Below are 25593 nucleotides of genomic sequence, written 5' to 3'. Positions count from 1 at the left end.
CCATGGCCGCCAATTTCACCGCGCGCGCCAATCAAGCGCTAATACAATCATCCCCTAAATGGCGCCTCGCCATTTGGTTGCTATTGATGCTGTCTGCCAGTTTGTGGACGTTGCAACTCTGGCAAAACGGCGCAAGGGTGCAGAGCGATATTCTTGCTATGCTGCCCCATTTACAGCAGGACAAACTCACAGAGCGCGCCCTTAACCAAGTTGAAGCGACGCTCGCCGATCAAGTCTATATTGCGCTCGTCGCCAAGGATGAAACCACGGCAATCTCTGCGGCTAAGCTGTTGATGCAAAAGCTTGAAACTGACCTTGTTGCTACTGGAAAAAATGCTGCACTCACAGATATTCGCAGCGCCGATATGCAGCTCGGTGAAGCGTTGGGGCAATACTATTTCCCCCACAGATTTAAATTGCTGACAGCGCCACAAGCTGAGGCGTTAGCAACGAAAGACATTGGAAATCTGATTGAAGCGGCCACAGCGCAGCTTTACAACGCCTTTAGCTACGCCAATAGCAACTTGCTTGCCCAAGATCCGCTGCTGTTATTCCCCGCCAATTTACTCGCCCTCGCGCCGAGTTCCAAAGTCAGAGCCAGCCAAGGCATTCTGCTAGCGAATCAAGGCGATAATGTCGCTGCGGTTGTTATGGCAAAGGGGCGAGAAAGCGCTTTTAATCCCAATGCGCAATTGGCGCAGATGACGGCATTAACCCTAGGATTGGATGCGGTTAAACAAAGCTATCCCGATATTACCCTGCTTAAGGCTGGTGCCCTGTTTCACGCGATTGCGGCGACCCAAACGGCTAAGAGTGAAATCTCGATCCTTGGTCTTGCATCCTTACTTGGGGTAATAGCTTTAGTCTGGCTGGCGTTTCGTTCTGTAATGCCGCTACTGCTGGCAATCGTCACCATTTCCAGCGGGCTGTTGCTGGCCGTGACTTTTACCTTAAGCGTATTTGGCGAGCTGCATTTACTCACCTTAGTGTTTGGTACTAGCTTGATTGGCATTGCCATCGACTACAGCTTTCATTTTTACTGCGAGCGCTTAAGCGATACCGAACGGAGCGCTCAGGCGACGGTCGCGTATATCTTCCCCACAGTGACACTTGCCTTTATCACCAGTGCCTTAGCTTATGTGGGCATAGGTTTAGCGCCGTTTCCTGGGATGCAGCAAGTGGCGATTTTCTGCGCCGCGGGACTACTCGGGGCCTATCTCACCCTCATTCTCGCCTACCCACAGTTAGCGGGAAGTCGTTTGCCATCGGGCTCCCACCCATTAGCGTTAGCGGGGAAGTACCTTGCCAACCTCACTCAGTTATCCAACCGATTGACCACACCTTTAGGCATGGGCATGTTTGCTTTAGTGATAGTGGTGTGGTGTCTGGTTGGCGTAACCAAGTTAACCGTCGATGACGATATTCGCCATTTGCAGCAAAGCCCCGCGAGCGTGACTGAACCTGAAAATAAGCTCAGGCAGCTACTCAGCGGCGGCACAGATAATCAATTCTTACTGGTACGCGCCGCGAGTGAAGAAGCACTACTACAACAGCTTGAGCGAGTGTCGCCACTGCTGAATGCCGCTATCGCCAATCAAGAGTTAGGCAACTACGTCAGCCTCAGCCGTTATCTGCCCAGCCATCAAAGGCAAGACACGGCTTATCGCTTACAGGGTGAAATCTATCAAACTCAGATAGATACTGTGCTCACAAACCTTGGGTTGGATGAGAACTTAAAGCCAGAGCTGCAAGCAAGCTACTTAGCGGCTAAAGACCAATATATCGCCCCAGCGGATTTCTTTAAGTTAGAGGCAGGCAAGCAACTCGCACCGCTGTGGCTAGCACCAAATGGCAACGCCACCGACTATGAAGCGCTAAATGATGGCGGCGCGAGCGCTGAGCATGGTGCCATTGTCTTGCTTGGCGGCATTCAGCAGATCGACGCGCTCAAGGCGCGCTTTGCCAATGTTCAAAGCGTACAACTTATCGATAAAGTCGCGGATATCTCCGCGGTCATGGGCCATTACCGACTGTTAACCCTAAAGCTGTTAGCGCTCGCACTCGGTATCGCACTCTTGTTGTTTAGCCTGAATTTTGGCATTAAAAAAGCCGCGGTTGTGGTTGCAGTGCCAGCCCTTGCTGCCTTGCTAACGCTTGCAACCTTAGGCTTAACAGGCTCGCCACTGAGTCTGTTCCATGCACTCGCGCTCATTTTAGTTTTCGGGATTGGGATAGACTACAGCTTGTTCTTTGCCTCTGCTCAAAACCACGGCAAGGCAGTGATGATGGCGGTATTTATGTCCGCCTGCTCGACCCTATTAGCCTTTGGTTTACTCGCCTTTAGCCAGACCCAAGCGATTCATTATTTTGGTTTAACCCTGTCACTAGGTATAGGTTTAACCTTTTTACTTTCGCCACTGATTTTAACGACTAAAAAGTCCTGATAACGACAAGGAACGTACTTTACATGCCTACACCCGCTCACGATTTATCGGCTATGCCAAATTCACTTGCCGTCGATGTGGCTATTATCGGCGCAGGACCTTCAGGCGCCATTGCCGCCAGCTTGCTACACCAACAAGGCAAGCGCGTGCTGGTGTTAGAAAAACAACATTTCCCCCGTTTCTCCATCGGTGAAAGTTTACTGCCCTGCTGCATGCAGTTTATCGAAGAAGCCGGCATGTTAGATGCGCTCAATGCCGCCGGATTCCAACATAAAAATGGCGCCGCCTTTCGTCGCAATGGCACTTACACTACCTTCGATTTTACCGATAAATTTACCCCAGGGCCGGGCACCACATTCCAAGTGCAGCGCGCCAGTTTTGATAAACTGTTAGCCGATACCGCCCAAAGCCAAGGGGTCGAAATCCGCTACGGCGAAACCGTCGAGGCGATAGATTTAACCGAGAATCCATGCTTAATGGTGCGCAATGAACAGGGCGAGCTTTATCAAATCAGCGCCCAATATGTGCTTGATGCCAGTGGTTTTGGCCGCGTGTTGCCACGCTTACTCGACTTGGAAAGCCCTTCTTGTCTGCCACCACGAAGCGCCATCTTCACCCATGTGGAAGATAACATCAGCGATCCCAACTTTGATCGAAATAAGATTTTGATCAGTGTCCACCCTGAGCATAAGGACATTTGGTATTGGCTCATTCCCTTTAGCAATGGCCGTTGTTCACTCGGCGTAGTGGCAGAACCGCAATTACTTGCGCGTTTACAAGGTTCGCTTGAGCAACAATTGATGAGCATAGTCAATGAAGAACCAGGACTAAAAGCCCTACTGGCAAACGCTAAGGTGGTGCAAGAATGCGCCACGCTCAAGGGCTATTCAGCCAATGTGTCACGCCTTGCGACCGACAAGTTCGCCCTACTGGGTAATGCCGGCGAGTTCCTTGATCCGGTATTTTCCTCCGGCGTCACTATCGCCATGCAATCGGCATCGATGGCGGCAAAATGTGTGACTAAACAACTCAATGGCGAAACGGTTGACTGGCAAGCCGATTACTCAGCACCTTTAATGCAGGGGGTGAATACCTTCCGCACCTATGTGCAAGCTTGGTATGATGGCCGCTTTCAGGATGTGATCTTCTATGAAGAACCGAATCCACGCATCAAGCAAATGATTTGCTCGATTCTGGCGGGCTACGCTTGGGACCTCAATAATCCCTTCGTTAAAGACTCGGAGCGCCGCCTGAACATGGTGGTCGAATTGTGCCAAAACCAAGTTGCCATTCCTGAATTTGCAGAGGCGTAACCGCATGTCGCTCAACTTTAACGCGAAATGGCGAGTGTTCCCCGCGCTACTGATCATCAGTCTAGGGCTGACGGGATGTAGCGAACTGCTGTTCAGGCAAACCTGTGTCGGCCTAGCTAAAGACATGCGTTATTGCTTGGCGTCACTGCCCCATGATTTTGCCCCCGCAGCCGATAAGCCTCTGACTAAGCCGACGGCCAAACCCACCGACATTAGCAGCCCGCAAACCGACAGCAAAGTTAAGCTAACTTCGCCCCAGTCCTTTAGCCAAAAGGTCAGCATTAAAGTGGGTGATAAGTCCCACGAGTTACTCACTCAATTAGAGTTAGAGGATGAGCGCATGACGCTCGTTGGCTTAGCGCCACTCGGACAGGCTTTGTTTACCTTAGTTTATGATGGTAATACACTCAGCAGTGAACAAAGCGTGCTGCTAGGGAACAGTTTTAAAGCTGAGTATTTAATGGCGATGATGCAACTGATCTATTGGCCTGAGCAGAGTATTCGCGCCCATTTAGAAGGAGGTCATTTAGTCACAGGTCTTTGCGATACGGTTGGGAGAAATCAGGGCGATACGCTTGAAAGCACCCGAGTGAATACAATCCCCTGTCGCCAGATCTATAGTCAAGATACCTTGATCAGTAAAAGCGGCCAGCAAACCCATGTGGTGCAAATCCGTTATCAACAAAATATCGGCGATGCTCTTTGGCAAGCCCACATCAGCTTAACTATGCCACAAGCTAAATTTGAGCTAGAAATCGAACCTATTTAATCTGTTAGCATCCGCACTTAACTGTGCCATGGTAAAAAGACACACAATGATGAACAGAGTAGCTATTACACAGATTGGATTGTGTACCCCGCTAGGGCAAGATCCCCAGCAGGTTTTAGACCGCCTGATCGCCGGTGATAGCAGTGCGATGCTGCGCAATAACACTCTCCTGTTCGAGCACCCAACCTTAGTTGCCCCCGTGACGGCAGCGCTACCAACCATTCCCGAAAAACTCATTCAGTTCGATTGCCGTAACAACCAATTACTGCTGTGCGCCGCACTGCAAATTGCGACCACAGTTGAACAAGCGAAACGGGATTTTGGTCATGCCCGTATTGGTGTTGTGCTAGGCACAAGCACGTCAGGGATTTCAAAAGGTGAAGCCGCGCTGAGCTACCGCAATCAATACGGATACTTTCCGGCGGATTACCATTATTTCCAGCAAGAGCTCGGCAGCACTAGCGACTTTTTACGCCAATATTTTGAGCTAGACGGCCCTTGCTACACAATTTCGACCGCCTGCTCATCCAGCGCTAAAGTGTTTGCCAGTGCCAAACGCCTATTACAGGCGAATCTCTGTGATGTTGTGATTGTCGGCGGTGTCGACAGTTTATGCCAACTCACAGTCAATGGTTTTCACGCCTTAGAGTCTGTCTCGAAAGGCCACTGCAATCCTTTTAGCATCAACCGTGATGGCATCAATATCGGCGAAGGCGCGGCGCTTTTCGTCCTGACGTTGGGCGAGTCAGAGGTCATGCTAGCGGGTATTGGCGAGTCGAGCGATGCGCACCATATGTCGGCGCCACATCCCGAAGGCGCAGGCGCGATCAAAGCCATGCACGCGGCGTTGCAAGATGCACACATTGCAGCAAAAGACATTGGTTACATAAACTTACACGGTACAGCCACGCCTAAAAATGATGCGATGGAAAGCCGCGCCGTAGTTGAAGTGTTTGGCGTGAACACGCCCCCTTGTAGCTCGACCAAGCCCTTAGTCGGCCATACCTTAGGTGCCGCTGGCGCCATTGAAGCCGCCTTCTGTTATTTATTACTTTCAGCACATAATCACCGCCAAGCCCTGCCGCCCCATGAATGGGACGGACAAGTCGATCCACAGGATCCGCACATTGCATTGGTCGAGCGCCATCAAGTCGCCGCTAAGGGCGCGCTTAATTATGTGATGAGCAATTCCTTCGCCTTTGGCGGCAGTAATGCCAGCCTGATTTTCTGCCGTAACGAGGCCTAGTACCATGCAGTTGCTTAAGATCAACCAACCCTTTGCCGAACAGGATATTGCCGATTTTATTCCCCATAGGGCACCGATGATTTTGCTCGATAAAATCATTGGCTATCGGCGCGATAACCTAGAGACCGAAGTCACTATCACGGCCAAGAGCCCTTATTTCGATGATAAATATCAAGCCGTACCCAATTATGTGGGTATCGAATATATGGCCCAAAGTATTGCCGCCCTTGCAGGGGTTGAGGCAAAGCTTCGCAATGATAAAATCCGCGTCGGGTTTCTATTGGGATCGCGCAAATTAACCTTGTATGCAAAGCAATATGAGCTCGGGCGCACCTATCGCACCCAAGTCAGCCGCCTCTATCAGGAGGAATCGGGATTAGCGGTATTCGATTGCCAAATTTATCTGCTGCCCGAAGCCGGCTCTAACCTAGAAAAGAGCTTAGTAGCCCAAGCCAATGTAAATGTGTTCCAACCTCAGGACACACAAGCCTACCTTGCAGGCAATCAAGACGCGGCAAATAGAAGCCTTGGGCACTAAAGCAATGATGTAGATAAAAAAGCCTTAAAGCGCCTTAACAAGCGACCTTTTTACCATAAATACATGAAACCCCATACCGACACATAACGATAAAATGGGGTGGAGAAAACAGATGAATAACAGAGTATTAGTTACCGGTTCGAGCCGAGGCATTGGTAAAGCCATCGCCCTAAAACTCGCCGTGGCGGGTTTCGATATCGCCCTGCATTACCACAGTAACCAAACGGCTGCCGATGCCACCGCCGCAGAAGTTCGCGCGCTTGGGGTGAATGTGAGCCTGCTGAAATTTGATGTCGCCGACCGCGCCACCGTCAGAGCCGCCATTGAAGCTGATATCGAGGCCAATGGTGCCTATTATGGCGTGATCCTCAATGCTGGTATCAACCGCGACACCGCCTTTCCTGCTATGACAGAAAGCGAGTGGGACAGCGTCATCCACACTAACTTAGACGGTTTTTATAATGTCATCCACCCCTGCGTCATGCCTATGGTACAAGGCCGCAAGGGCGGGCGCATCATCACCTTAGCTTCGGTGTCTGGGATTGCGGGCAACCGTGGCCAAGTGAATTACAGCGCCTCAAAAGCGGGTATTATCGGCGCGACTAAGGCATTGTCATTAGAACTGGCAAAACGCAAAATCACCGTCAACTGTATCGCTCCCGGCTTGATTGAAACCGACATGGTGGCCGATATTCCTAAGGATATGGTCGAGCAATTAGTGCCGATGCGCCGCATGGGTAAACCCAGTGAAATCGCCGCCTTAGCCGCCTTTTTAATGTCTGACGATGCCGCCTATATCACTCGCCAAGTGATATCGGTCAATGGAGGCATGATCTAAATGAGCGAGCCGACAAATCAAACCCGCTTAGGGAAACGAGTGGTCGTCACTGGCATTGGCGGCATTACCGCCCTGGGCCATGATTGGGAGACGATAGCGGCAAGCCTTAAGGCACAGAAAAACTGTGTTGTCACTATGGGCGAATGGGATAAATACGATGGCCTCAATACCCGCTTAGCCGCGCCCATTAGCGACTTTGAAGTGCCAAGCCATTATTCACGCAAGAAAATTCGTTCTATGGGTCGGGTTTCCATCATGGCGACCCGCGCCAGTGAACTTGCATTAATCGATGCGGGATTGTTAGACGATCCTATCGTATCCTCGGGTGAAATGGGTATCGCCTATGGCTCGTCCACTGGCAGTACCGATGCCATCATCGCCTTTGGCGATATGTTGAAAACCGGTGATATGTCGGGCGTCACCGCCACGAGTTATATCCGCATGATGGCACACACCACAGCGGTGAATGTGGGGGTATTTTTCGGCTTAAAAGGCCGAATTCACACCACTAGCAGCGCCTGTACCTCGGGGAGCCAAGGCATAGGTTACGCCTATGAAGCCATCAAATACGGTCATCAAACCTTAATGTTGGCGGGCGGCGGTGAAGAACTCTGCCCCACAGAGGCTGTCGTGTTCGATACCCTGTTTGCCACTAGCACTAAAAACTCAACGCCCGAACTCACGCCACGCCCCTTCGATGCGAGCCGTGATGGCCTCGTGATTGGCGAAGGCGCCTGTACGCTGGTGCTCGAAGAGCTAGAACACGCCAAGGCGCGCGGCGCCAAGATTTACGCTGAGTTAGTCGGTTTTGGCACGAATTCAGATGGCCAACACGTCACCCAACCAAACGCGCAGACCATGGAAATCGCCATCAGATTGGCCCTCAAAGATGCACAGCTTGAGCCTAGCGCCATAGGTTATGTGAACGCCCACGGCACGGCAACGGATCGCGGTGACATCGCCGAAAGCCACGCGACCCACGCAGTATTTGGTGCTGGTATGCCGATTTCATCCCTTAAAAGCTACACGGGCCACACCTTAGGCGCATGCGGCGCGTTAGAGGCTTGGGTGAGTATTGAGATGATGAATGCTGGCTGGTTTGCGCCGACACTCAACCTTGAAAGTATCGACCCACAATGCGCCGATTTGGACTATATCCGCAGCGAGCCGCGCCCAATCGATACAGATTATGTGATGAGTAATAATTTCGCCTTTGGCGGCATTAATACCTCGCTGATTTTTAAACGCTGGGCCCAATAACAACATATAAAAACCACATAAGGACATCACCATGAAACCACTCTTTGCAGGTATGCTGCTTAGCATCAGTTTATTAAGCTCGCCTTTATTGGCTCAGGAATACAAGGTAGAAACCTATCAAGAAATCTTTAAGGGTGATAACCAATTCAAGCAAAAAGAAGCCATTGAATCACTCACCATCGCTGGTTTATCCGATCCTGCCATTTTTGATGCGCTCGAAGCAAAGCTACTCGCATCTTTGCCCCAAGCCACTGAAAAAAATGCCATTGACTACAGTGCTTGGTTAGTCAAAGGCTTAGCTTATTCAGGCAATGATAAGTACAGCGAAACCATCAACAAGATTGTTAATGGTGATTATCCTAAAAAACTCAAAAAATACGCAGGTCAAGCTTTAGAAAACATAACGATATATAAAAAATGGAATGCGATTCTTGCGGATAAAAGCCAATATACTGCCGATCAAAGTCAGCAAAATAATGCCTTTGCCAATGCCCTACGCAGCAATGATTTAGAATTAATGCGTCTCGCGGCTAAACGCATCATAGATGACCGCCAGTACGATGATTTTATCCTAGCCGTACTCAGTAACGAATTGAAAACACCACGCTTAATGGCCGATGACAAACTCGCCATCGATACCTATGCCAACATGGCAAAAGCGCTAGCTAGTTCGGGGAATACCGCTTACCGCGATGTGATTGAAAATATGGCAACCGCGAGCTCAAACAAAAAACTCAAAAACTACGCCGAGAGTTATTTGAAGAAGTACTACTAAACCTACCCGTTTTACGCTTAATCGAGCAAATCATGGCCGAGCTTATCCTCGGCCATTTTTATATTCGCCTATACAGGCTTGCCATGGTAATCACTCACTACACTGTGAAAGAACCTAGAGGCTCTAAGTTGATAAACGAGAGTTACCGAAGGCGAAGAGGCAGTTAAACATAGATATTGTTCAGAGTGAGGCCAACCATGGTACTGGCTCGACGACACGGTGAATAGAAACCTAAGGTTTCTAAGCTTATGAACGAGAGCCATGGATGGCGAACTGGCAGTTAAACACGGATGTTGTTCAAGTCCATCCTTGGATGCTCGACCGCCCCGTCCATGGGGCGGGCGGTCGTCTCACCAATCACCATGGTTTGCCTTTAGAGCATCTGTGTAACCTTAGGTTCAAAGACTAGAGCTAACATTTAGCGATGGCGATTTTAAAAAAATAACAAATGCCAATACCACACATTAACAGTTCCCTTTTAGTCATTCAATTTACGCAAGTGTTACCACGTCTACTGGCACAACAGGCTCAAAGCCTTTTGTCGGCTTAAAGGACATGTTATGGATAAAATTTCGCATGCTGTCAGAAGGATCTATTAAATCCATATTCAAACTATCCAAAGTGCTCCTTGATACATACACCGACAATATAGTTTGCTCTTCAAGATATCCAGTAACCTTGTTTAACAGCTTATCGGTAGCATTAATCAACACAAACTCGTCAGGCAAGATTGCAAAAGTTTCTCTAGCCACGCGCAGAACTGAACTACATACATAGTCCTGATACAATTCGTTGAACTTACCTACAGGCATTTTCTTAACTGACAACTTACCGCTTTTAAGCAACGATTTTTGCTCATTTGGAATAATATCTGCGCCACGAATATTTATATTTATGGTTAGAAGATAATTCTCCAATACTGAAAAATGCAAACTAGAACCTAAAGTGTCTAACTCGCTAAAAGGATTAAGCTCTTTGATCGTGTTAATTCTTGCTTCTGGCTCACCAGCTATAAGCAAATTAGCTTGCTCAACACTTTCCGCCCACTCTTTATAATTCTGCTGCCACTTTTCAAGTGACAACTCAAAATTAATTTGATCTTGCTTTTTAGCAGACTCAATTGCGACATCTAGAACTCTCAGCTTGTTTTCAATACGTTTAAATAAACGGTCAAAAAAACTCGGTTGATATTGTTCTTTTTGACTAATCGCCTCCGACTCTAATCCTTTGATGAAAATAGGTTTATTCGGTTCTGCTATAACTGCAACTTTTTCCCAATTAATGCTATCACCACACTCTTTGTGCATCGATTGAACAATTTCTATATAATTTTCAAAAAATTCTACATCATACGCGGCCTGTTCTAACTCTTGCATTTTTGCATATTCTTTATGTCTAAGTGCTAGCTCTCTCTGAGACTTTTTAGCATTTCGTTCAGCTTTTTTAGCTGCTGCATTGATTGCTCTAACAGTACCTTTCCACCCCATATCCACCTCTGTTAATTATAATTATTGCTAACGTATTAGTAGTTATTCGCCGCGCTAAATTTGGGGAAATTCTGACGTTGATTTACTGCACTCCGCCCCTAAATTCAGGCTAAAACTCCTACTACAGGCAGAAACAGGACAACTACTCTTTTATGCTTTAAGGACGATCAGACAACTCTAAAGTCAAAAGAATATACCATCACCTCGGAGTTGCCGCAGGGCGAATAGACAAATTGCGTGAGTTCGGTCATGGATGACCGACTAGCTTTCGCAGGTGCAGGGACGCATCCTTCGGAAGCGATAGCAAATTTGTCAATGAGCACAAGGGGCTTTCAACTCCGTTGGGGACGCCGGGGGGTATCCAAAAGGGGAACAGGCGCTTTTCCCCTTTTGGTCGGGTGTGGGGTGAAACCCCACGACTTTGACTTTGATTCTGCGTTTAGCTTTAGCTAAAGCTAAAAACGCTTGGCCTAGCATTTGCTTATCCACCATGGCGCATTGGCAAACAGACGACAAAGCGCGATGACGCCATTATGGATAAGCCACAATAATAGGGAGCACCCGATCTGCCATGAAATCCACCATAAGAGCCATGAAAATAACCTTAGATGACCTTAAAGGGCCTGAGATTGCGGCTTTACTGCAGGAACACCTCGACGATATGCGGGCAACCTCTCCGCCTGAAAGCGTTCACGCATTAGATCTTGACGGCCTGCGTCAGCCCAATATTCGCTTTTGGACCCTCTGGGATGGCAACAATTTAGCGGGCTGCGGTGCACTAAAATGGTTAGATGCCGAGCATGCGGAGATCAAATCCATGCGCACCGCCGCGCCCTATAAAAAACAGGGCATAGCGTCTAAGATATTGCAGCACTTGATTAACGATGCCAAAAGCGCTGGCGTCAAACGCCTGAGTCTAGAGACAGGTTCGATGGACTTCTTTAACCCCGCTCGCTTGCTCTACTGCAAATTTGGTTTTGAAATCTGCGGCCCCTTCGACACCTATCAACTCGATCCCAATAGCGTGTTTATGACGAAGAAAATCTAAAACACATGCGCCTTAGTCTTTGAAATTCATCTCTAAGGCGCTTTTGCTGCAGTTAAGTATTCGCTCGCTTAACTACTGATGCAGTTCTGTGCCCGTTCCACCAATGGATAATAAACCCAAGTAACAACCCCCAAAATGCACTGCCGATGCCCAGCACACTAAAACCCGAGGCCGTCACCAAAAAAGTGATCACTGCCACTTCGCGATCTTCGGTTTTAGCTAATGCGGCGGTCAGGCTATTGGCGATAGTGCCAAGTAGTGCTAATCCGGCGATGGCCAGTACTAATTCCTTCGGGAAAGCGGAAAACAGGCCAACCACAGTGGCGCCCAATAACCCAGTGATAAAGTAAAACACCCCGCCCCATACCGCCGCCCAGTAACGGGTCGCGGGATTCGGGTCTGCTTCTTTACCCATACAAATAGCGGCTGTGATGGCGGATAAATTAAAGGCAAAACCGCCAAAGGGCGCGAGGATAACCCCTATTAACCCTGTGCTCGTGATCAAAGGTGAAATGGGTGGCCTATAACCATTACCGTGCAGCGCAGCAACGCCCGGCATATTTTGCGAGGCCATAGTCACCACAAACAGCGGTAATGCTACGCCAATCACACTCGCCAACGAAAACTCAGGTGTCGTCCACACCGGCATTGCCAGTTGCAACTGAACAGCATCTAGCTTGAGTAAATCTAATTGAAAACTCATGCCTATACCCACCAACAAGGTCAGCAAGATGATGTAACGCGGCGCAAAAGGCTTAACGACGACAAACACCAACAACATGATCAAAATTAGACTCAGCTGGGTTTGCATCGCCTGAAATAGCCCTAGGCCAAATTGCAGCAGAATCCCCGCCAACATGGCTGAAGCGACTGACTGCGGCGTGATACGAATAAGTTTATCCATCCAGCCCGCCACCCCGAAAAGAGTGATTAAAATCGAACTCACCAGAAACGCGCCTATGGCTTGGTTTACGCTCAACCCCGCTAGGCTAGTCACCATCAGCGCCGCGCCCGGTGTAGACCAAGCCGTTAGAATAGGATTCTTGTAGTAAAGAGATAACCCTATGCTGGTCACGCCCATGCCCACACCTAAAGCCCACAGCCATGAACTGATCTGTGCAGGTGTCGCACCCACAGCCTCCGCCGCTTGAAAGATGATCACAGCCGAGCTGCTATAACCCACTAATACCGCAATAAAACCCGCTGATATTTTTGATAAACTCCCTGCATCTCGCCACATATCCACCCCTTTTCTCTGCAATTAGTGTCGCCATTACTTTGTGCGCTATAACTTATAAAATGAACAAGATAGCTTTTGTGCGCTATAACGTACGAGATGGACAAGATAACACCTGTGCGTTATAACGTACAAACTAAATTTTCATAAAAATGATGGGGCCATTGTGCAGACGATAAATAGCTATCTCGCCACCACGCTTAAAGCACTTCGCAACCAAAAGGGATGGAGTTTAGATAAAGCCGCCCAAGAGACGAGCGTTAGTAAGGCCATGATAGGACAAATCGAGCGCGGTGAATCAAGCCCAACCATTGCGACGCTATGGAAAATAGCCAGTGGATTCAATATCTCGCTGTCGACCTTTCTCGAACCCACACCCCAGAGCCAAGGCGCAGTATTCCGTAAGCCCGACGACTTACGCCAACAACCCGCCACCGACGGCATGCTAGTCGCCTCACTCTTCCCCTTTGAAGAGCGCTTCGGTTTCGAGATGTTTGAACTCACGCTGCTGCCAAACTATGAGCGCCTTTCTGAGCCCCATGAAACGGGTGTCACTGAGCATGTCATTGTCTTGAGCGGCACTATGGAAGTGCTAGTCGATGGCGAGTGGCAACCACTCAAGCAAGGTGAAGCAGTACGATTTGCGGCCGACAAACCCCATGGCTATCGCAATCTAAACGACCAAGCCGTGGTATTCCACGACATCATTCACTATCAAAGAGGCAATGAATTTAGCTTGTAGTAGCTTATCTAACGCCAGTAATGCAGAGTTCAAGTACCAACAACGCCAAAGACCAAACCATTCACTGCCGATAATCTGCAGCGCTTGCACTCGCCAATTCATTAGAATAAACTTATTGAAAATTTTCTAATGGTAGGAGCAATGCTATGTTTCAATCTTTACTGGCTAAGTTATCCGGCAGCCACTCGGGCGAAAAATGTTGGCAATTGATTGAGCAAGGCGCACGGGTGATTGATGTGCGTTCACCAGAGGAATTTGCCTCAGGTCACTTGCCCCAAGCCATTAATGTGCCATTGCCAACGCTCGACCAATGGTTACACCAAGTCGACAATAAGCAACATCCCTTCGTGCTCTACTGTGGCGCAGGGATTCGAGCACAAAAGGGCTGCGACATTCTCAAGGCCAATGGCTTTAGCTGCGTGGTAAATGGTGGCTCGCTTAAAGATTTAGTCTGCTGCCAGCCGAGCTAATTTAAGCCTTGGTTGTGCGGCGCTAATCAGGCCAGTCTGTACATTGTGATGACTTAAATATCTGCGAGGTGGTGTATGCATAAAACAAATCATGCCAAAACGTTACAGTTTGAAGCCACACAGGTTAACCCTGCTGAAAAGCCGCTTGGAACTGAACGCCATACACGCTTTATCATCAGTCGTAATCGCGACCAAGCCTGCACTAAGGTGCGTTATATTGAGACAAGCACCCTCGCCAATGGCTGCAGCCTTTGCGAATAAACAGCTAAGCGTGCCACTTAAAACTAGCCACTCGAGTCTAGCCGCTCAAACCTAGCCACTTAAGCCAAGCGTGCTTAGCTGAAATGCACATACAAAAATGCCAGCCTATTAAGGGCTGGCATTATTTATTCAGCTAAATCAAATGACTCAGCTAATCAACGGAACAATTAAGCTTTCAGCTGATCGATACTGTGTTTCGCTTCGCCCATGCCTTTGTCGTGGGCTTCAGGACCCATGTTCAGCGCTTCGGCGTAAACCACTTCAACATTGGTGATCCCCATAAAGCCTAAAACCGTTTTCAAGTAAGGTACAACATGATCCGTTGGGCCATCTTTGTGAGCGCCGCCACGGGTCGTCACTAACACAGCGCGTTTACCTTCCACTAATCCTTTTGGACCCGTTTCAGTGTAAGTAAAAGTCACACCAGCACGGGCGACAAAATCGATCCAGTTTTTAAGTTGAACCGGAATCGTAAAGTTGTACATAGGTGCAGCGATAACAATCGTATCGTTCGCTTTTAATTCAGCGACTAAGGTATCTGATAAGGCGAGCATTTCTTGCTGACGTGCCGATAATTCTGCACCACCGCGTAACCCAGAAGCGATTTCACCGTCTACCATAGGCAGTACGTCTTTACCGCCTAAATCACGTACTGTAATAGCGGCGCCTTGGTTTCCCCAGTGGCTCGCTAAGTGGTCAATTAACACGGCAGATTGTGAATAACCGCCAAGAATGCTTGATTTTAAAATTAAGACTTTAGACATAATCTGCTCCGAAAATAGGTAAATGACTCAGAGTCAGATGGAATATCTCAACTCTATGACGCTAGTGTATTAGCCCATAAAAAAGAAATAAAGCGGATAAAATCTGAGATTAGCTTCGATTTTTTAGAAAGGTTATACGTCACCTTCGACATACAAATACACTAAGTTGTTTTCAACGCATTCATACTTTCGACGTACTAACATACAGGCCTTCAAAAACCGCACACAGTGAATCCATACAATACAATTGCACTTCCAGCTTCACCTTAACCCTGCGCCCCCTTTGTAACGGGCTGAGATCCACATCTGGCCATTGTACTTTTACCACAGGGTCACAAGTCACAGGAGCAAGATAACGAATATGGGCATCGGCGAGCACAATATCACCCGCCACGCCCACCAACTGTTGATTTAGCCACACGGCACCCCAGCCTGTTAAGGTCATCAAGGTATAAATGCTGCCCGCAAACATGGTCTGATGCAGATTAATATTGGGCATCATCGGCGCTGTGACTCGAAATTCTCCCTCGCTGTAATCGAGTGGCATTATCTGCATAAACTCGCTAACGGGGATCGTACTGTGCCAAGTCTGGCGTAATTTAATGAGTAATTGATCCATGTGCATTCCCTTAATACTCCCTCTTGGTACAAGCGACATTGATTATGCCTAGCCCCCATCACCTAGACCCCTAGATAAACATCACGATAGAAGCTACACCTGCAGATTAAAGGTCACTGGGCCATCATTGACTAAGGACACTTGCATATCGGCGCCGAACTGTCCGGTTTCTGTGTGAACGCCCTTAGCGCGGCAGAATGCGACAAACTCTTCATACAAGCCTAAAGCTTGTTCCGGCGTACCCGCCCCTGAAAAACTCGGCCTCAAGCCTCGGCCTGTATCAGCGGCTAAGGTAAATTGTGACACAACTAATAAAGACCCACCGACTTGTTCTAGATTGAGATTCATCTTGCCCTTTTCATCGGTAAAAACGCGATAACTCATGACTTTAGTCGCCAACTTTTCCATCTTCTCGCGGGTATCTTCTTGCTCGACACCGAGCAGAACCAACAAGCCTTTATTGATTTCACCTAAGGTTTGGTTATCAACCACTACACTGGCGCGACTCACTCTTTGAATTAACGCAATCACAACTTTTCCTTTTAGATTAAGGCTTAACGGGAACCATTTGCGGCATTAGCGGGAGCGGGCGGATATATTGCTCTACGCCATCAGGCAAAGATTGTACGACCTGCGCTAAGCCGCCATTCGTCCACAGCATAAAACGACGTAACTCTTCTATTTCAATACGGTCGGCAAAGGTCACTGTACCTTGTACTTGGATCACTGCGCCTTGGTCCAACAACACAAACTTGGCAAAATTAAGCTTCTGATTCAAGGTGCCAATCACGGCAGGCAACTCTTGGCTAGCCTGTAATTGCGGGTGCACAGCATAGAAGCGATTCATTAAAATACGGTCAATTCCCGCTGAATTGATACTCGGCTCAAGCAAAAATTGGTTATTGCCAAACTGCACAGCAACTTTAGTCGGCGCAACTTGGGTGGCCAGATAATTTGCGTTAATCAGCGCTTGGTACAAGCGATCAGCGGCAGTTTCATTGGTCAACCCACCGAGTTCAACAACTTTGGGCGCGACAGGGGCACTCACGACCTCCTGAGTCGCCACTTGATCAATAGCGCTTGTTTGAGAAGGGGCCGTGGTAGCACAGGCGGTTAATCCGAGTAAAGTGGCACTGATGAGCAATGTTTTCATTGTATTTCCCTTTGATGTATCCACGACCACATAACATGGATTTCTGCTGTGACCGCCAAAAACAGAGACTCACTATTGAGCATATGTCCGCCATCGACAACAGATTGAATTGTAATAGCATGCTCTAACCCAGCCAAAAAATCGCGCAATAGCGCCGCTGGGCAAATCGCATCCTGCATTCCTTGCAATAACACACTACGCGCCTTCACTCTAGGCGTCACGCGCTGTAACACATTCATGGCATTGAAGTAATTATGTCGAGCAAAGTGTAACTCGATATTGGCTAATGCTAATACGGATTCGGGTAACAGCCTTGGTAGCACTAACCTCGCCCCCGCAAGCTGCAACTCCCACTGTACCCAACGCCGCGCAAAATGGTATCGCACATTTTCATCGGCCGATGCCAAACCTAGATGATACGAATCCAGCAGTTCAGTCAGCGATAACTGAACCGGAAAAATGTCATTGAAGAATCGATAAGCAGCAGGTTGCAATTTTGCCGCGCCGTCAGCGCCATAGAGCCAGTCGAGACCTTCTTTGGATGGAATAAATAACGCCCACAGTACCTGTGCAATCACCCGCTCTGGGAATAATCCGCTGTAAATTAAGCCTAATGTGGCCCCAAAAGAACCACCTGCTAAACACCAACGCTCAATACCCAATGCGAGGCGAATCGCCTCAATATCGCTAATCAAACCAGTCAGATGGTTGTTGGCTAAATCGCCAAAGGGTAAAGATTGCCCAGAACCGCGTTGATCTAAAAGCAAAATCCAATATTGATCGCCATTAAATAAAGCTAAATCACCGATATCACAACCCGCTCCTGGACCGCCGTGCAAATACAGCAGTGGGATACCTTGTGGATTACCGTATTGCGCCAGATGCAATTGCTGACCATTGCCAACGTTAAACCAGTCGCGACGGATAAAAGATGGGAAGGATTCAGGCATTCAGTGTCATCGCCATTAATAATCCTCTAATGGGGTCATTCAGATTTAGCCACCGCCTTGAGTGCCGTCACCTCAGCCGAAGTTAACACCGCAGCGGAATTATCTTGAGAGGCATTTTCTAGGGGCTTAGCATTCAGAGCGGTTTCGTCATCATCTGAGCTCGACTCATAATCTAAATATTCAGGCATAGCGGCGGTAATTTCCGCGCCGAGTAATACTATCATCCACGATAAATACACCCAGACAAAGATAATGGGGATCACGGCTAAAGCACCATAAATCGCTTCATAACTCGGAAACTGAGTGACATACAAAGCAAAGGCTTTTTTGCCTAACTCAAACAAGATTGCGGCAACAATCGCCCCTAATAGTGCATGTAGAAACTTCACTTTTTGATTAGGCACCACCATATACAACAGCAAGAATGCCGCAACTGAGAACAGCATGGGCAAACGCTCAAGAAACACGGGCACCACACCCGACAACTGACCATCAAAGACCTTCAATGACACCACGTAGGAAGTGGCGACCAAACTGGCCCCCACCAATACCGGGCCCAAAGTGATGACCATCCAATACATAGAAAAAGCCACCACCACTGAACGCTTCTCTTTAGTGCGCCAAATGTTATTAAGCGATTTATCAATGGCAGAAATCAGCAAAATGGCAACCACTACTAAGGCCGCAATCCCGACCGCAGTCCCCTTAGAGGCATTGGCCACAAACTCATTGATATACACTTGCACAGTATCGCCAGCGGCGGGTAAAAAATTCTGATAAACGAAACCTTCTATCTGTCCACGTATCCCCTTAAATACCGGAAAAGCTGACAGCATAGACATAGTCACCGCCACCATAGGCACGAGTGACAACAGTGTGACATAGGCTAAATGTCCGGCGCGGATATTGATTTGATCTTCAACTAAACGCCGTCTCAAATGCAGCAGGAAGTGCCAGATCCCGAGGAATAAGGCGCGAATTTGTGCCAGTTCTATCTTCTTAGTCACGGGTTTCTCTTGATTCTGTTGGTATAGACTCGTTATCTTCGTACAATAAACACTTAATTTACAAGTCTAAGGAGTGAATTGATGTCTCAACAAGGATCTGCAGGTAACGTTATTTCCGCTATTGCTAGCCTATTTTTTCCTGGGCTAGGCCAATTATTGCAAGGCAGAATAATGGCCGCACTGTTATTTTTCATTATCACAGTGGTGGGTTATGCCCTCTGGTGGCTGATTGTGCCCGCGGTAATAGGTGCTATCTTTCATCTGTGGAGCATTATCGATGCGGCGCGATTTAAAGCCGATTAATTAATTTCATTCAGCGACGGAACACCCAATGAAAAGACTGATAGCTTCAGGGCTGATTGCCACAAGTCTCCTGCTTAGTGGTTGCCAGAGTGCCTACTACGGCGCAATGGAAAAGGTCGGTTACCATAAACGCGATATTATGGTCGACAGAGTTAAAGATGCGAAAAAATCCCAACAGGATGCTCAAAAAGAGTTCAGCTCAGCCCTAGAAGAAATGCAAGCGCTACTCAATTACAGTGATGGCAACTTAGAAAAAGCCTATAGCAGAGCCAAAGATGAATACGAATCGGCTCAAAGTGCCGCCGACAACGTCAGCAACCGCATCAATAAAGTCGAAGATGTAGCCGAAGCACTATTCGATGAGTGGCAAAATGAAATTAGCGAGATCAGTAAAGCCAACCTACGCCGCAACAGTGAAGCTAAACTCAAAGAAACGCGCCGCGCCTATGAACAATTGATCAAAAGTATGCGCCGTGCCGAGTCAAAAATGCCGCCGATACTCACCGCCATGAAAGATAATATGCTGTATCTCAAGCATAACTTGAACGCCCAAGCCATTGGTGCGATTAAAAGCGAATTTGCGAGTCTGCAAACCGATATTTCGGCCCTGATTAAAGAGATGAACACCTCGATTAACGAATCGAGCAAATTTATCGAAGCACTCGAAAAATCAAAAAATTAATCCAAATGCCCCACTGAACGCCTAAGCCCTAGCAAAATAAATTGCTGGGGCTTTTTATTCTTTGTGTGACCTCGCACGCTGTCCCTGCAAGCCATACTTTATTTGTGCAAGACTAAAACACTTAGCTTTGTGAGCTATGGCGCGCTTTAATTGATTGATAGCGCGAATCTTAGATCTGACGCACAATTTCACTTATTACTCAAAAACTTATCCTCAGTTCACCACTCAGAGCCTGTACTTGTAACTTATTAGCTGTATTCATCACTATGACTTTTATCGAATCACTCACGCTGATGTTGGCACTCATGTATCTCGCCTCCCTCAGCTATTGGAGCGGCCAGAAATGGGGCGCTGTCGCCACTCTGTTGCTCAGTATCGGTGCGGTGGCAATGAGTCTTTATTGGCCACTGGCTCTCGGGCTTCTTATTGCACTACCACTGATGCTACTTGGGCATAAATTTGCGCCTGATGCACTCAAGGGTGAAATTAAAATCAATACCCTTCGTGAAGGGACTCAACATGTTTTAGCGCTATCGCTCTTGCTGGTTGCCATACAATACACAATCAATACCGTACTGCTTAAGCAAGGAATCACACCTTGGCTAATGCGCCCAGACGTAGTCGATGCCTTTTTACCGATTGCGGGTGGCATTGAGCTTAAAGCCATTATCAGCCTCAATTTGTGGGATCAAACCCATCCTGCGGCAGCAGTCATGCTAGCGGCGGTATTACTCACAGGTTTACTCTGCAAGCGGGCATTTTGCGGTTGGGCTTGCCCATTAGGTTTGGCAGGGGAATACCTGTATTCCTTTAGAAAACGCTTTATTAAATCAGAGCTTACACCACCCGCTTGGCTAGATTGGCCACTGCGAATGTTGAAATATCTATTACTCCTAGCACTTTGCTACATAGTCATTGGTATGCCAGCACAATCCATCCCCCATTATCTTGAAGGTAATTATCATAAGATTGCCGACTTGAAGATGGCATTGTTCTTCCTAACACCCAGCCTAATCACGCTACTGGTATTTGCGCTGATCCTCGCTTTAGCGGCATGGCGTCGTCAGGGATTCTGCCGTTACTTGTGTCCCTATGGTGCTATGCTTGGGATCTTAAGCTTTGCGAGCCCATTAAAAATTCGCCGCAATACCCAGCACTGTCTTATCGAAGCGAAAGGAATGAAATGTGACAAGTGTACCCGCGCTTGCCCAGCAAACATCATAGTGCACACTAAAACCACGGTTCGCAGTGACGAGTGCCAAGCCTGCATGCGCTGTGTCGCGGCTTGCCCTAAATCTGCCGCCCTCGGCCTTGGACTGAAATCTGGCCACAGGCTCGGTCATAAAGGATTGCTCGCATTAGTGCTTATCGCATTATTTATCCTACCGCTGGGCGCTTACTTAGCTGGTTTCTGGCATAGCCAAACACCAGACAACATCCGCATGGAATTGATCCAAGTGATTAATAGAATTGGGCACTAAAACACGCGACATCACTAGAACACCTAAAATGACACATATGACGGGATCCAATTGCGATGGAATAAAACACTAACGAAATTGAAAAACAGCAGCAGATAAGACTAGAAAACCTCAAAATGGAAACCTTTAGGTACAACTAAAGGTTGACCAACTTAGTAGGAATAATCTAAAAGGATTAAAATAAAATCATATAGAACAGATGCTTAATTGACACAAAATCTAATTACTGGTCTAATTCGCGCGCATTTAATAAAGGAATGTATTAACCAAAGGAATTATTGTGTGAAAAAATCATTATTGATCGCTCTTACTGCTCTGCCATTATTTGCTTATGCTGGCCCATTCGATTCAATCGTTAAATCAGCAACTCAATCTGTCACTGACACAGTGAATGATACGGCAACCAATGCGTTAGACAGCGCAACGAATGAAGCGATTAAAAATACATTCGGCATTAAAGAAGGCTCAACCAAGCAAACAATCACTGAAAAATTAGGTGCGCCTGCTAGTACTTATAATGAAGCGGATCTAGAAGTTTGGGCCTATGATCTTAGTGCGTTAAATGCAGCTTCTCCAATGCTGGCAGAAACCACTAAAACTTTGCTGAAAGATAATGAAGTCGCTCAGAAAAATGTGACTATCAGCTTCAAAGGTGAAAGTGTCAATGCGGTAAAATTGGCAGATAAAGCTAAATCATAAGTTTGACTGCTCACTCGATAGGGCTCTAAGTCCTATCGAGTATCCCGACGTCCTCGGTCGCACCACAGCGATGATAGGCGTCAGCAATAAAGCCACTGCCAAGTAATACTATCCAGAAAAGACCTCACGTGCCGCCTAGTGACACACTCAGCTAACGCAATCCAGTAACCTCTCATCAGCAACCCCTGCTAAGCAATACCAACAAGCTTTGCCTGATTTTGAACTCGTGACGACTGCTGTGCTATTATGCGCCATTTCTCAATGTCTGATGATCAAATTAATCGTATGAAGTTAAGTCAATTTCGCAGTGTGTTGTTTCTTTATGTCTCAATGTTATTCATTCTCGCCTGTTTCCGCTTAGCCAATTACATTGCGTATCACGATTATTTTGCGGGAAGTATCGATGTCATGACGATACTGTTCACTTCAGTTAGATTTGATCTAATGACAGCAAGCTATGTGCTGCTATTGCCGACCTTACTCATATTAACCCCAGCAAAGGGCCGAATTGCCTCAATGATAAAAGGAACTGGACTGCAACTAGGTCTAGTTATGCTGATGCTATCAACCATCGCACTGATGGGTGATTTCATCTATTTTGGGGTAGTAAACAGACACACATTTAATGATCTGCCTCTACTCATGACAGAGACATCATTTATTATTCCGTTTCTAGTCAAAGATCATCTTGCTCTGACCATATTTAGCTTAGTATTAGTTATTTCAGCCATCCTTTTTTGGCTAAAAAAATGGCGTACCCTTTTCTATGTCGCCAAACCGCATAAATCATTTCTAGCTCAATGTGGTACATTTTTACTCGCATTACCCTTATTGATCCTGTGCATGCGCGGATTAGACTTACACGGTAAGCCATTAGGGATTATCGATGCCTATGATAGCCAGAATGAGCAGCAAGCTAATTTGATATTAAATGGCATTTACACGGGGGCCAAAGGAACAGCACAGAGCTACCAACGCACAGATTACAAATATTTCAACGCAGAACAGCTTGCAGCCCGTCTGAACAAAACTGAAGATGAAGCGTATCAATATCCATTTCTCAGTCACTTCCCTGAAAATAGCCCCAATGGCCGTAACTTAGTCATTATTTTAGTTGAAGCATTGAGCTACGCCTATGTCGATGGCTTATCCGGATCAGATTATAGAGTCACACCATTTTTAGATGAATTATCTAAAAAAGCCGAAGTATATGACAATTTTTACGCCGTCGGTCAGCGCAGTAATTTAGGGGTTCAAGCCAGCTTATTCGGCCTACCGCCCCTAGAAAGTGTGGGCTATATTGGTGGTGGTCTCGAATTATCACGCCTCACAAAAATCGGTAATATCGCCCAATCACACGGCTACCAAACCCAAATGCTGCAAAGCTCAAAACGCGATTCCATTCGCCTAGATTCCATCGCTAACTATGCGGGTTTTCAGCAATATTTAGGTCGCAGTGATATCCCCATTACCCGCTCAGATTATCCCGATCCCGATGGTGCTCAATTTGGTTGGGACTATGAAATGCTAATGAAAACACTCGAACTGGCCAATAAAAGTGACAAACCTTTTATCAGTTTTTCATTTACAGGCACCACCCACATGCCATACGTAGAAACACCGAAGCACTTACAGGTTTATCCGTATGGCCAAGATACATTTACAGATTTTTTGAACACAGTTAGATATACAGATGAAGCTCTTAAAGCATTTTTTACAGAAGCTTCAAAGCAGGACTGGTACGAAAATACGACTTTCATGATTTTAGCAGATCATACCTTGTTCAATACGAAAACGCCGGGCTTAGAAAGTGCATTCCATATTCCGTTATGGATTTACCGTCCAGGGCAAAACATAACCCCTAAACGGCATAAAATACTTGCAAGCCAACTAGATATTTTACCTACAGCTTTTGATTTACTCGGTTTTAATAACGAATTCGCATCTGTTGGACGATCACTTTATAGAGATCGAAAACCCTACAGCATAGTAGTAAAAGGGGACTTACTAGGCGCATTTACTAACTCAGGTTCGTTTTTAATTGCGGGAGATAAAATCATATCAGAGAGTGATAGTGCAGATTTTACTCAAAATGATGCTCCTAAGTATGCAGAACAACTAAAACTTGAATTCCAACTATCACAACAGGCTGTGTTAAATAATACTTGGGCTAAATGATACATTAAGTGAATGCAAAACAATTTTGTCTCACAAAACATACTGCAGATAATGGCTTACATCACTCTCTGCAGTATTTTTAATATATACGTCATAAAATTGATTACAATCAGGCAACAGCTAGACTTTATCGCAGATAATATTCCTATACGGATATTAGAAAAATGGTTTTATGTTCCCCAACGGAGCTAACCTATGCGACCCGACCGACAGCAATTGATCCATTCGTTATTTGACGAATATATTGAGATGTATGCCTCCCGTGATGACAGGCTAACTCGTCGCTTTAGTGATAACTTTAGCGGCTATGCAGGGAGCAGTGACCAGCTTGTCACCAGCAGGGAAGAATGGGTGCGAATCACTCGTCAGGACTTTGCACAAGTGCCTGAGCGAATCCACATCGAAATGTTAGATCTTTCTTTACAAGACCTTGCCGACAACCTCGTGGTTGTGACAGCCTTTTTCCATATCCACTTACCTATCCCTAATCCTATGCTTTCCCGCGAGACAGCACGGCTAGTGTTGATATTTCACCGAGAAAACAACGACTGGATGATTGTCCACAGTGGCATATCCATCCCCTACGGCTTAGCCCACAAAGGGGAGATTTACCCGATCGCGCGATTAGAGGAGCGTAACGTCGAACTTGAATCCATGATCACAGCTCGAACTAGTGAACTGGCAGAAGCCAATAGGCAACTTGAAATACTCAGCAATACCGACGGTTTAACCAATATCGGCAATCGCCGCCTATTTGACATGATGTTACAAACAGAGTGGAGTCGTGGACAAAGGAGCAATTCATCACTGGCCCTCATCATGCTCGATATTGACCACTTTAAACAATTTAACGATCACTATGGCCACCTCGCCGGAGATGATTGCCTTAAACAATTAGCGAGTACACTGTCCCAGTCCGGTCGCAGAGCGGGCGAATTAGTCGCTCGCTACGGCGGCGAAGAATTTGTCATTCTATTACCAAATGTCGACAAACAAACGGTACTCGATACAGCGCAGCATATACATCAGCTGATCCAAGCCATTGCCATTCCGCATGCAAATACCGACCTTGGGATTGTGACAGTGAGCGCAGGCGTCGCCTATCTGCAACCCTCTAACAAACAAAATGTGTTAGAACTCGTTCGCCAAGCGGACGCCGCTCTCTACCGCGCAAAATCCGCTGGGCGCAATTGCATACGGGTGATGGATGAGGACTAATAATACCCATTACTCAATTTATCCCAACAAAAAGCCCTGCACAGTTTCCTATGCAGGGCTTTTTAAACCGATTGACTCACCTTAAGGGCGTGTCACCTGAATTAACAGGCT

Annotated in this window: 27 protein-coding genes; 19 read left to right on the top strand and 8 right to left on the bottom strand. The window is 47.1% G+C overall.

The genetic code is table 11. The features are described from left to right. The first annotated feature begins 2 nt into the window (after positions 1-2). The 9 genes from KFE26_RS09795 (at position 3) to KFE26_RS09755 (ending at position 9592) form a co-directional block, all read left to right on the top strand. Positions 3-2444, top strand: a complete 2442-nt coding sequence (locus KFE26_RS09795) for an MMPL family transporter (RefSeq protein ID WP_212600281.1) — start codon at positions 3-5, stop codon at positions 2442-2444. A 23-nt stretch (positions 2445-2467) separates the two neighbouring features. Beyond that, on the top strand, positions 2468-3757 hold the full coding sequence (locus KFE26_RS09790; protein ID WP_212600280.1) for an NAD(P)/FAD-dependent oxidoreductase: 1290 nt from the start codon (positions 2468-2470) through the stop codon (positions 3755-3757). A 4-nt stretch (positions 3758-3761) separates the two neighbouring features. After that, positions 3762-4526, top strand: coding sequence for a DUF3261 domain-containing protein (locus KFE26_RS09785; protein WP_212600279.1), 765 nt, complete (start codon positions 3762-3764; stop codon positions 4524-4526). 46 nt (positions 4527-4572) lie between these two features. After that, positions 4573-5772 (top strand): beta-ketoacyl-[acyl-carrier-protein] synthase family protein, encoded by a 1200-nt coding sequence (locus KFE26_RS09780; RefSeq protein ID WP_212600278.1) that lies wholly within the window; start codon positions 4573-4575, stop codon positions 5770-5772. A gap of 4 nt (positions 5773-5776) precedes the next feature. Beyond that, positions 5777-6310, top strand: a complete 534-nt coding sequence (locus tag KFE26_RS09775) for a hotdog family protein (protein ID WP_212600277.1) — start codon at positions 5777-5779, stop codon at positions 6308-6310. Positions 6311-6422: 112 nt separating this feature from the next. After that, positions 6423-7148 (top strand): 3-ketoacyl-ACP reductase FabG2, encoded by a 726-nt coding sequence (locus KFE26_RS09770; RefSeq protein ID WP_212600276.1) that lies wholly within the window; start codon positions 6423-6425, stop codon positions 7146-7148. Further along, positions 7149-8408, top strand: coding sequence for a beta-ketoacyl-ACP synthase (locus KFE26_RS09765; RefSeq protein WP_212600275.1), 1260 nt, complete (start codon positions 7149-7151; stop codon positions 8406-8408). 31 nt (positions 8409-8439) lie between these two features. Beyond that, positions 8440-9183, top strand: a complete 744-nt coding sequence (locus KFE26_RS09760) for a hypothetical protein (protein WP_212600274.1) — start codon at positions 8440-8442, stop codon at positions 9181-9183. A gap of 265 nt (positions 9184-9448) precedes the next feature. Continuing rightward, positions 9449-9592 carry a hypothetical protein gene (locus KFE26_RS09755; protein ID WP_212600273.1) on the top strand — a complete coding sequence of 48 codons (144 nt, stop codon included), beginning with the start codon at positions 9449-9451 and terminating at the stop codon, positions 9590-9592. Between the two features lie 82 nt (positions 9593-9674). Here the strand turns inward: KFE26_RS09755 and KFE26_RS09750 are convergent, their stop codons facing one another. Next, entirely contained in the window at positions 9675-10670 is a 996-nt protein-coding gene (locus KFE26_RS09750; protein ID WP_168826486.1) for a hypothetical protein, read from the bottom strand. Positions 10671-11241: 571 nt separating this feature from the next. Here KFE26_RS09750 and KFE26_RS09745 point away from each other — a divergent pair. Beyond that, positions 11242-11718 (top strand): GNAT family N-acetyltransferase, encoded by a 477-nt coding sequence (locus KFE26_RS09745; RefSeq protein WP_212600272.1) that lies wholly within the window; start codon positions 11242-11244, stop codon positions 11716-11718. A gap of 52 nt (positions 11719-11770) precedes the next feature. Here the strand turns inward: KFE26_RS09745 and KFE26_RS09740 are convergent, their stop codons facing one another. Next, complete coding sequence (locus KFE26_RS09740; RefSeq protein ID WP_212600271.1) at positions 11771-12958, bottom strand: benzoate/H(+) symporter BenE family transporter; 1188 nt, start codon at positions 12956-12958, stop codon at positions 11771-11773. 163 nt (positions 12959-13121) lie between these two features. Between KFE26_RS09740 and KFE26_RS09735 the strand changes: the two genes are divergently transcribed. The 3 genes from KFE26_RS09735 (at position 13122) to KFE26_RS09725 (ending at position 14428) form a co-directional block, all read left to right on the top strand. After that, positions 13122-13697 (top strand): helix-turn-helix domain-containing protein, encoded by a 576-nt coding sequence (locus tag KFE26_RS09735; RefSeq protein ID WP_212600270.1) that lies wholly within the window; start codon positions 13122-13124, stop codon positions 13695-13697. Between the two features lie 146 nt (positions 13698-13843). Beyond that, the gene (locus KFE26_RS09730) at positions 13844-14167 is read left to right on the top strand and encodes a rhodanese-like domain-containing protein (protein ID WP_105251132.1); all 324 of its coding nucleotides are present in this window, start codon (positions 13844-13846) and stop codon (positions 14165-14167) included. Positions 14168-14242: 75 nt separating this feature from the next. After that, positions 14243-14428 carry a hypothetical protein gene (locus KFE26_RS09725; RefSeq protein ID WP_212600269.1) on the top strand — a complete coding sequence of 62 codons (186 nt, stop codon included), beginning with the start codon at positions 14243-14245 and terminating at the stop codon, positions 14426-14428. A gap of 167 nt (positions 14429-14595) precedes the next feature. Here the strand turns inward: KFE26_RS09725 and azoR are convergent, their stop codons facing one another. The 6 genes from azoR to KFE26_RS09695 form a co-directional block, all read right to left on the bottom strand. Beyond that, a complete protein-coding gene (gene azoR, locus KFE26_RS09720; protein ID WP_212600268.1) occupies positions 14596-15192 on the bottom strand; it encodes an FMN-dependent NADH-azoreductase in 597 nt (198 codons plus the stop codon). A gap of 181 nt (positions 15193-15373) precedes the next feature. Continuing rightward, a complete protein-coding gene (locus tag KFE26_RS09715; protein ID WP_212600267.1) occupies positions 15374-15811 on the bottom strand; it encodes a thioesterase domain-containing protein in 438 nt (145 codons plus the stop codon). Positions 15812-15904: 93 nt separating this feature from the next. Then, positions 15905-16342, bottom strand: coding sequence for a D-aminoacyl-tRNA deacylase (gene dtd, locus KFE26_RS09710; protein ID WP_212600266.1), 438 nt, complete (start codon positions 16340-16342; stop codon positions 15905-15907). 16 nt (positions 16343-16358) lie between these two features. Next, on the bottom strand, positions 16359-16964 hold the full coding sequence (locus tag KFE26_RS09705; protein WP_212600265.1) for a hypothetical protein: 606 nt from the start codon (positions 16962-16964) through the stop codon (positions 16359-16361). Next, positions 16961-17914: an alpha/beta fold hydrolase gene (locus KFE26_RS09700; RefSeq protein WP_212600264.1), complete on the bottom strand. Its 954-nt coding sequence runs from the start codon at positions 17912-17914 to the stop codon at positions 16961-16963. The genes KFE26_RS09705 and KFE26_RS09700 overlap by 4 nt, the downstream gene beginning before the upstream one ends. Positions 17915-17949: 35 nt before the next feature. Continuing rightward, complete coding sequence (locus KFE26_RS09695) at positions 17950-18921, bottom strand: virulence factor BrkB family protein (protein ID WP_212600263.1); 972 nt, start codon at positions 18919-18921, stop codon at positions 17950-17952. Positions 18922-19002: 81 nt separating this feature from the next. On the opposite strand from KFE26_RS09695, the gene KFE26_RS09690 reads away from it, so the two are divergent. The 6 genes from KFE26_RS09690 (at position 19003) to KFE26_RS09665 (ending at position 25482) form a co-directional block, all read left to right on the top strand. Further along, entirely contained in the window at positions 19003-19224 is a 222-nt protein-coding gene (locus KFE26_RS09690) for a hypothetical protein (RefSeq protein ID WP_006079786.1), read from the top strand. A 28-nt stretch (positions 19225-19252) separates the two neighbouring features. Next, a complete protein-coding gene (locus tag KFE26_RS09685; RefSeq protein ID WP_105251124.1) occupies positions 19253-19906 on the top strand; it encodes a DUF2959 domain-containing protein in 654 nt (217 codons plus the stop codon). Positions 19907-20172: 266 nt separating this feature from the next. Next, entirely contained in the window at positions 20173-21387 is a 1215-nt protein-coding gene (locus tag KFE26_RS09680) for a 4Fe-4S binding protein (RefSeq protein WP_105251123.1), read from the top strand. Positions 21388-21669: 282 nt separating this feature from the next. Further along, a complete protein-coding gene (locus KFE26_RS09675) occupies positions 21670-22086 on the top strand; it encodes a hypothetical protein (RefSeq protein WP_105251122.1) in 417 nt (138 codons plus the stop codon). 516 nt (positions 22087-22602) lie between these two features. Beyond that, positions 22603-24264 (top strand): LTA synthase family protein, encoded by a 1662-nt coding sequence (locus KFE26_RS09670; protein ID WP_249195643.1) that lies wholly within the window; start codon positions 22603-22605, stop codon positions 24262-24264. Positions 24265-24459: 195 nt separating this feature from the next. Further along, a complete protein-coding gene (locus tag KFE26_RS09665; RefSeq protein ID WP_212600262.1) occupies positions 24460-25482 on the top strand; it encodes a diguanylate cyclase domain-containing protein in 1023 nt (340 codons plus the stop codon). Positions 25483-25593 lie beyond the last annotated feature (111 nt).

The sequence above is a fragment of the Shewanella sp. M16 genome (assembly GCF_018224605.1).
Taxonomy (GTDB): Bacteria; Pseudomonadota; Gammaproteobacteria; order Enterobacterales; family Shewanellaceae; genus Shewanella; species Shewanella oncorhynchi.
Note: the sequence above shows the minus strand (reverse complement) of the source record. Positions and strands in the feature narration are given on the sequence as shown.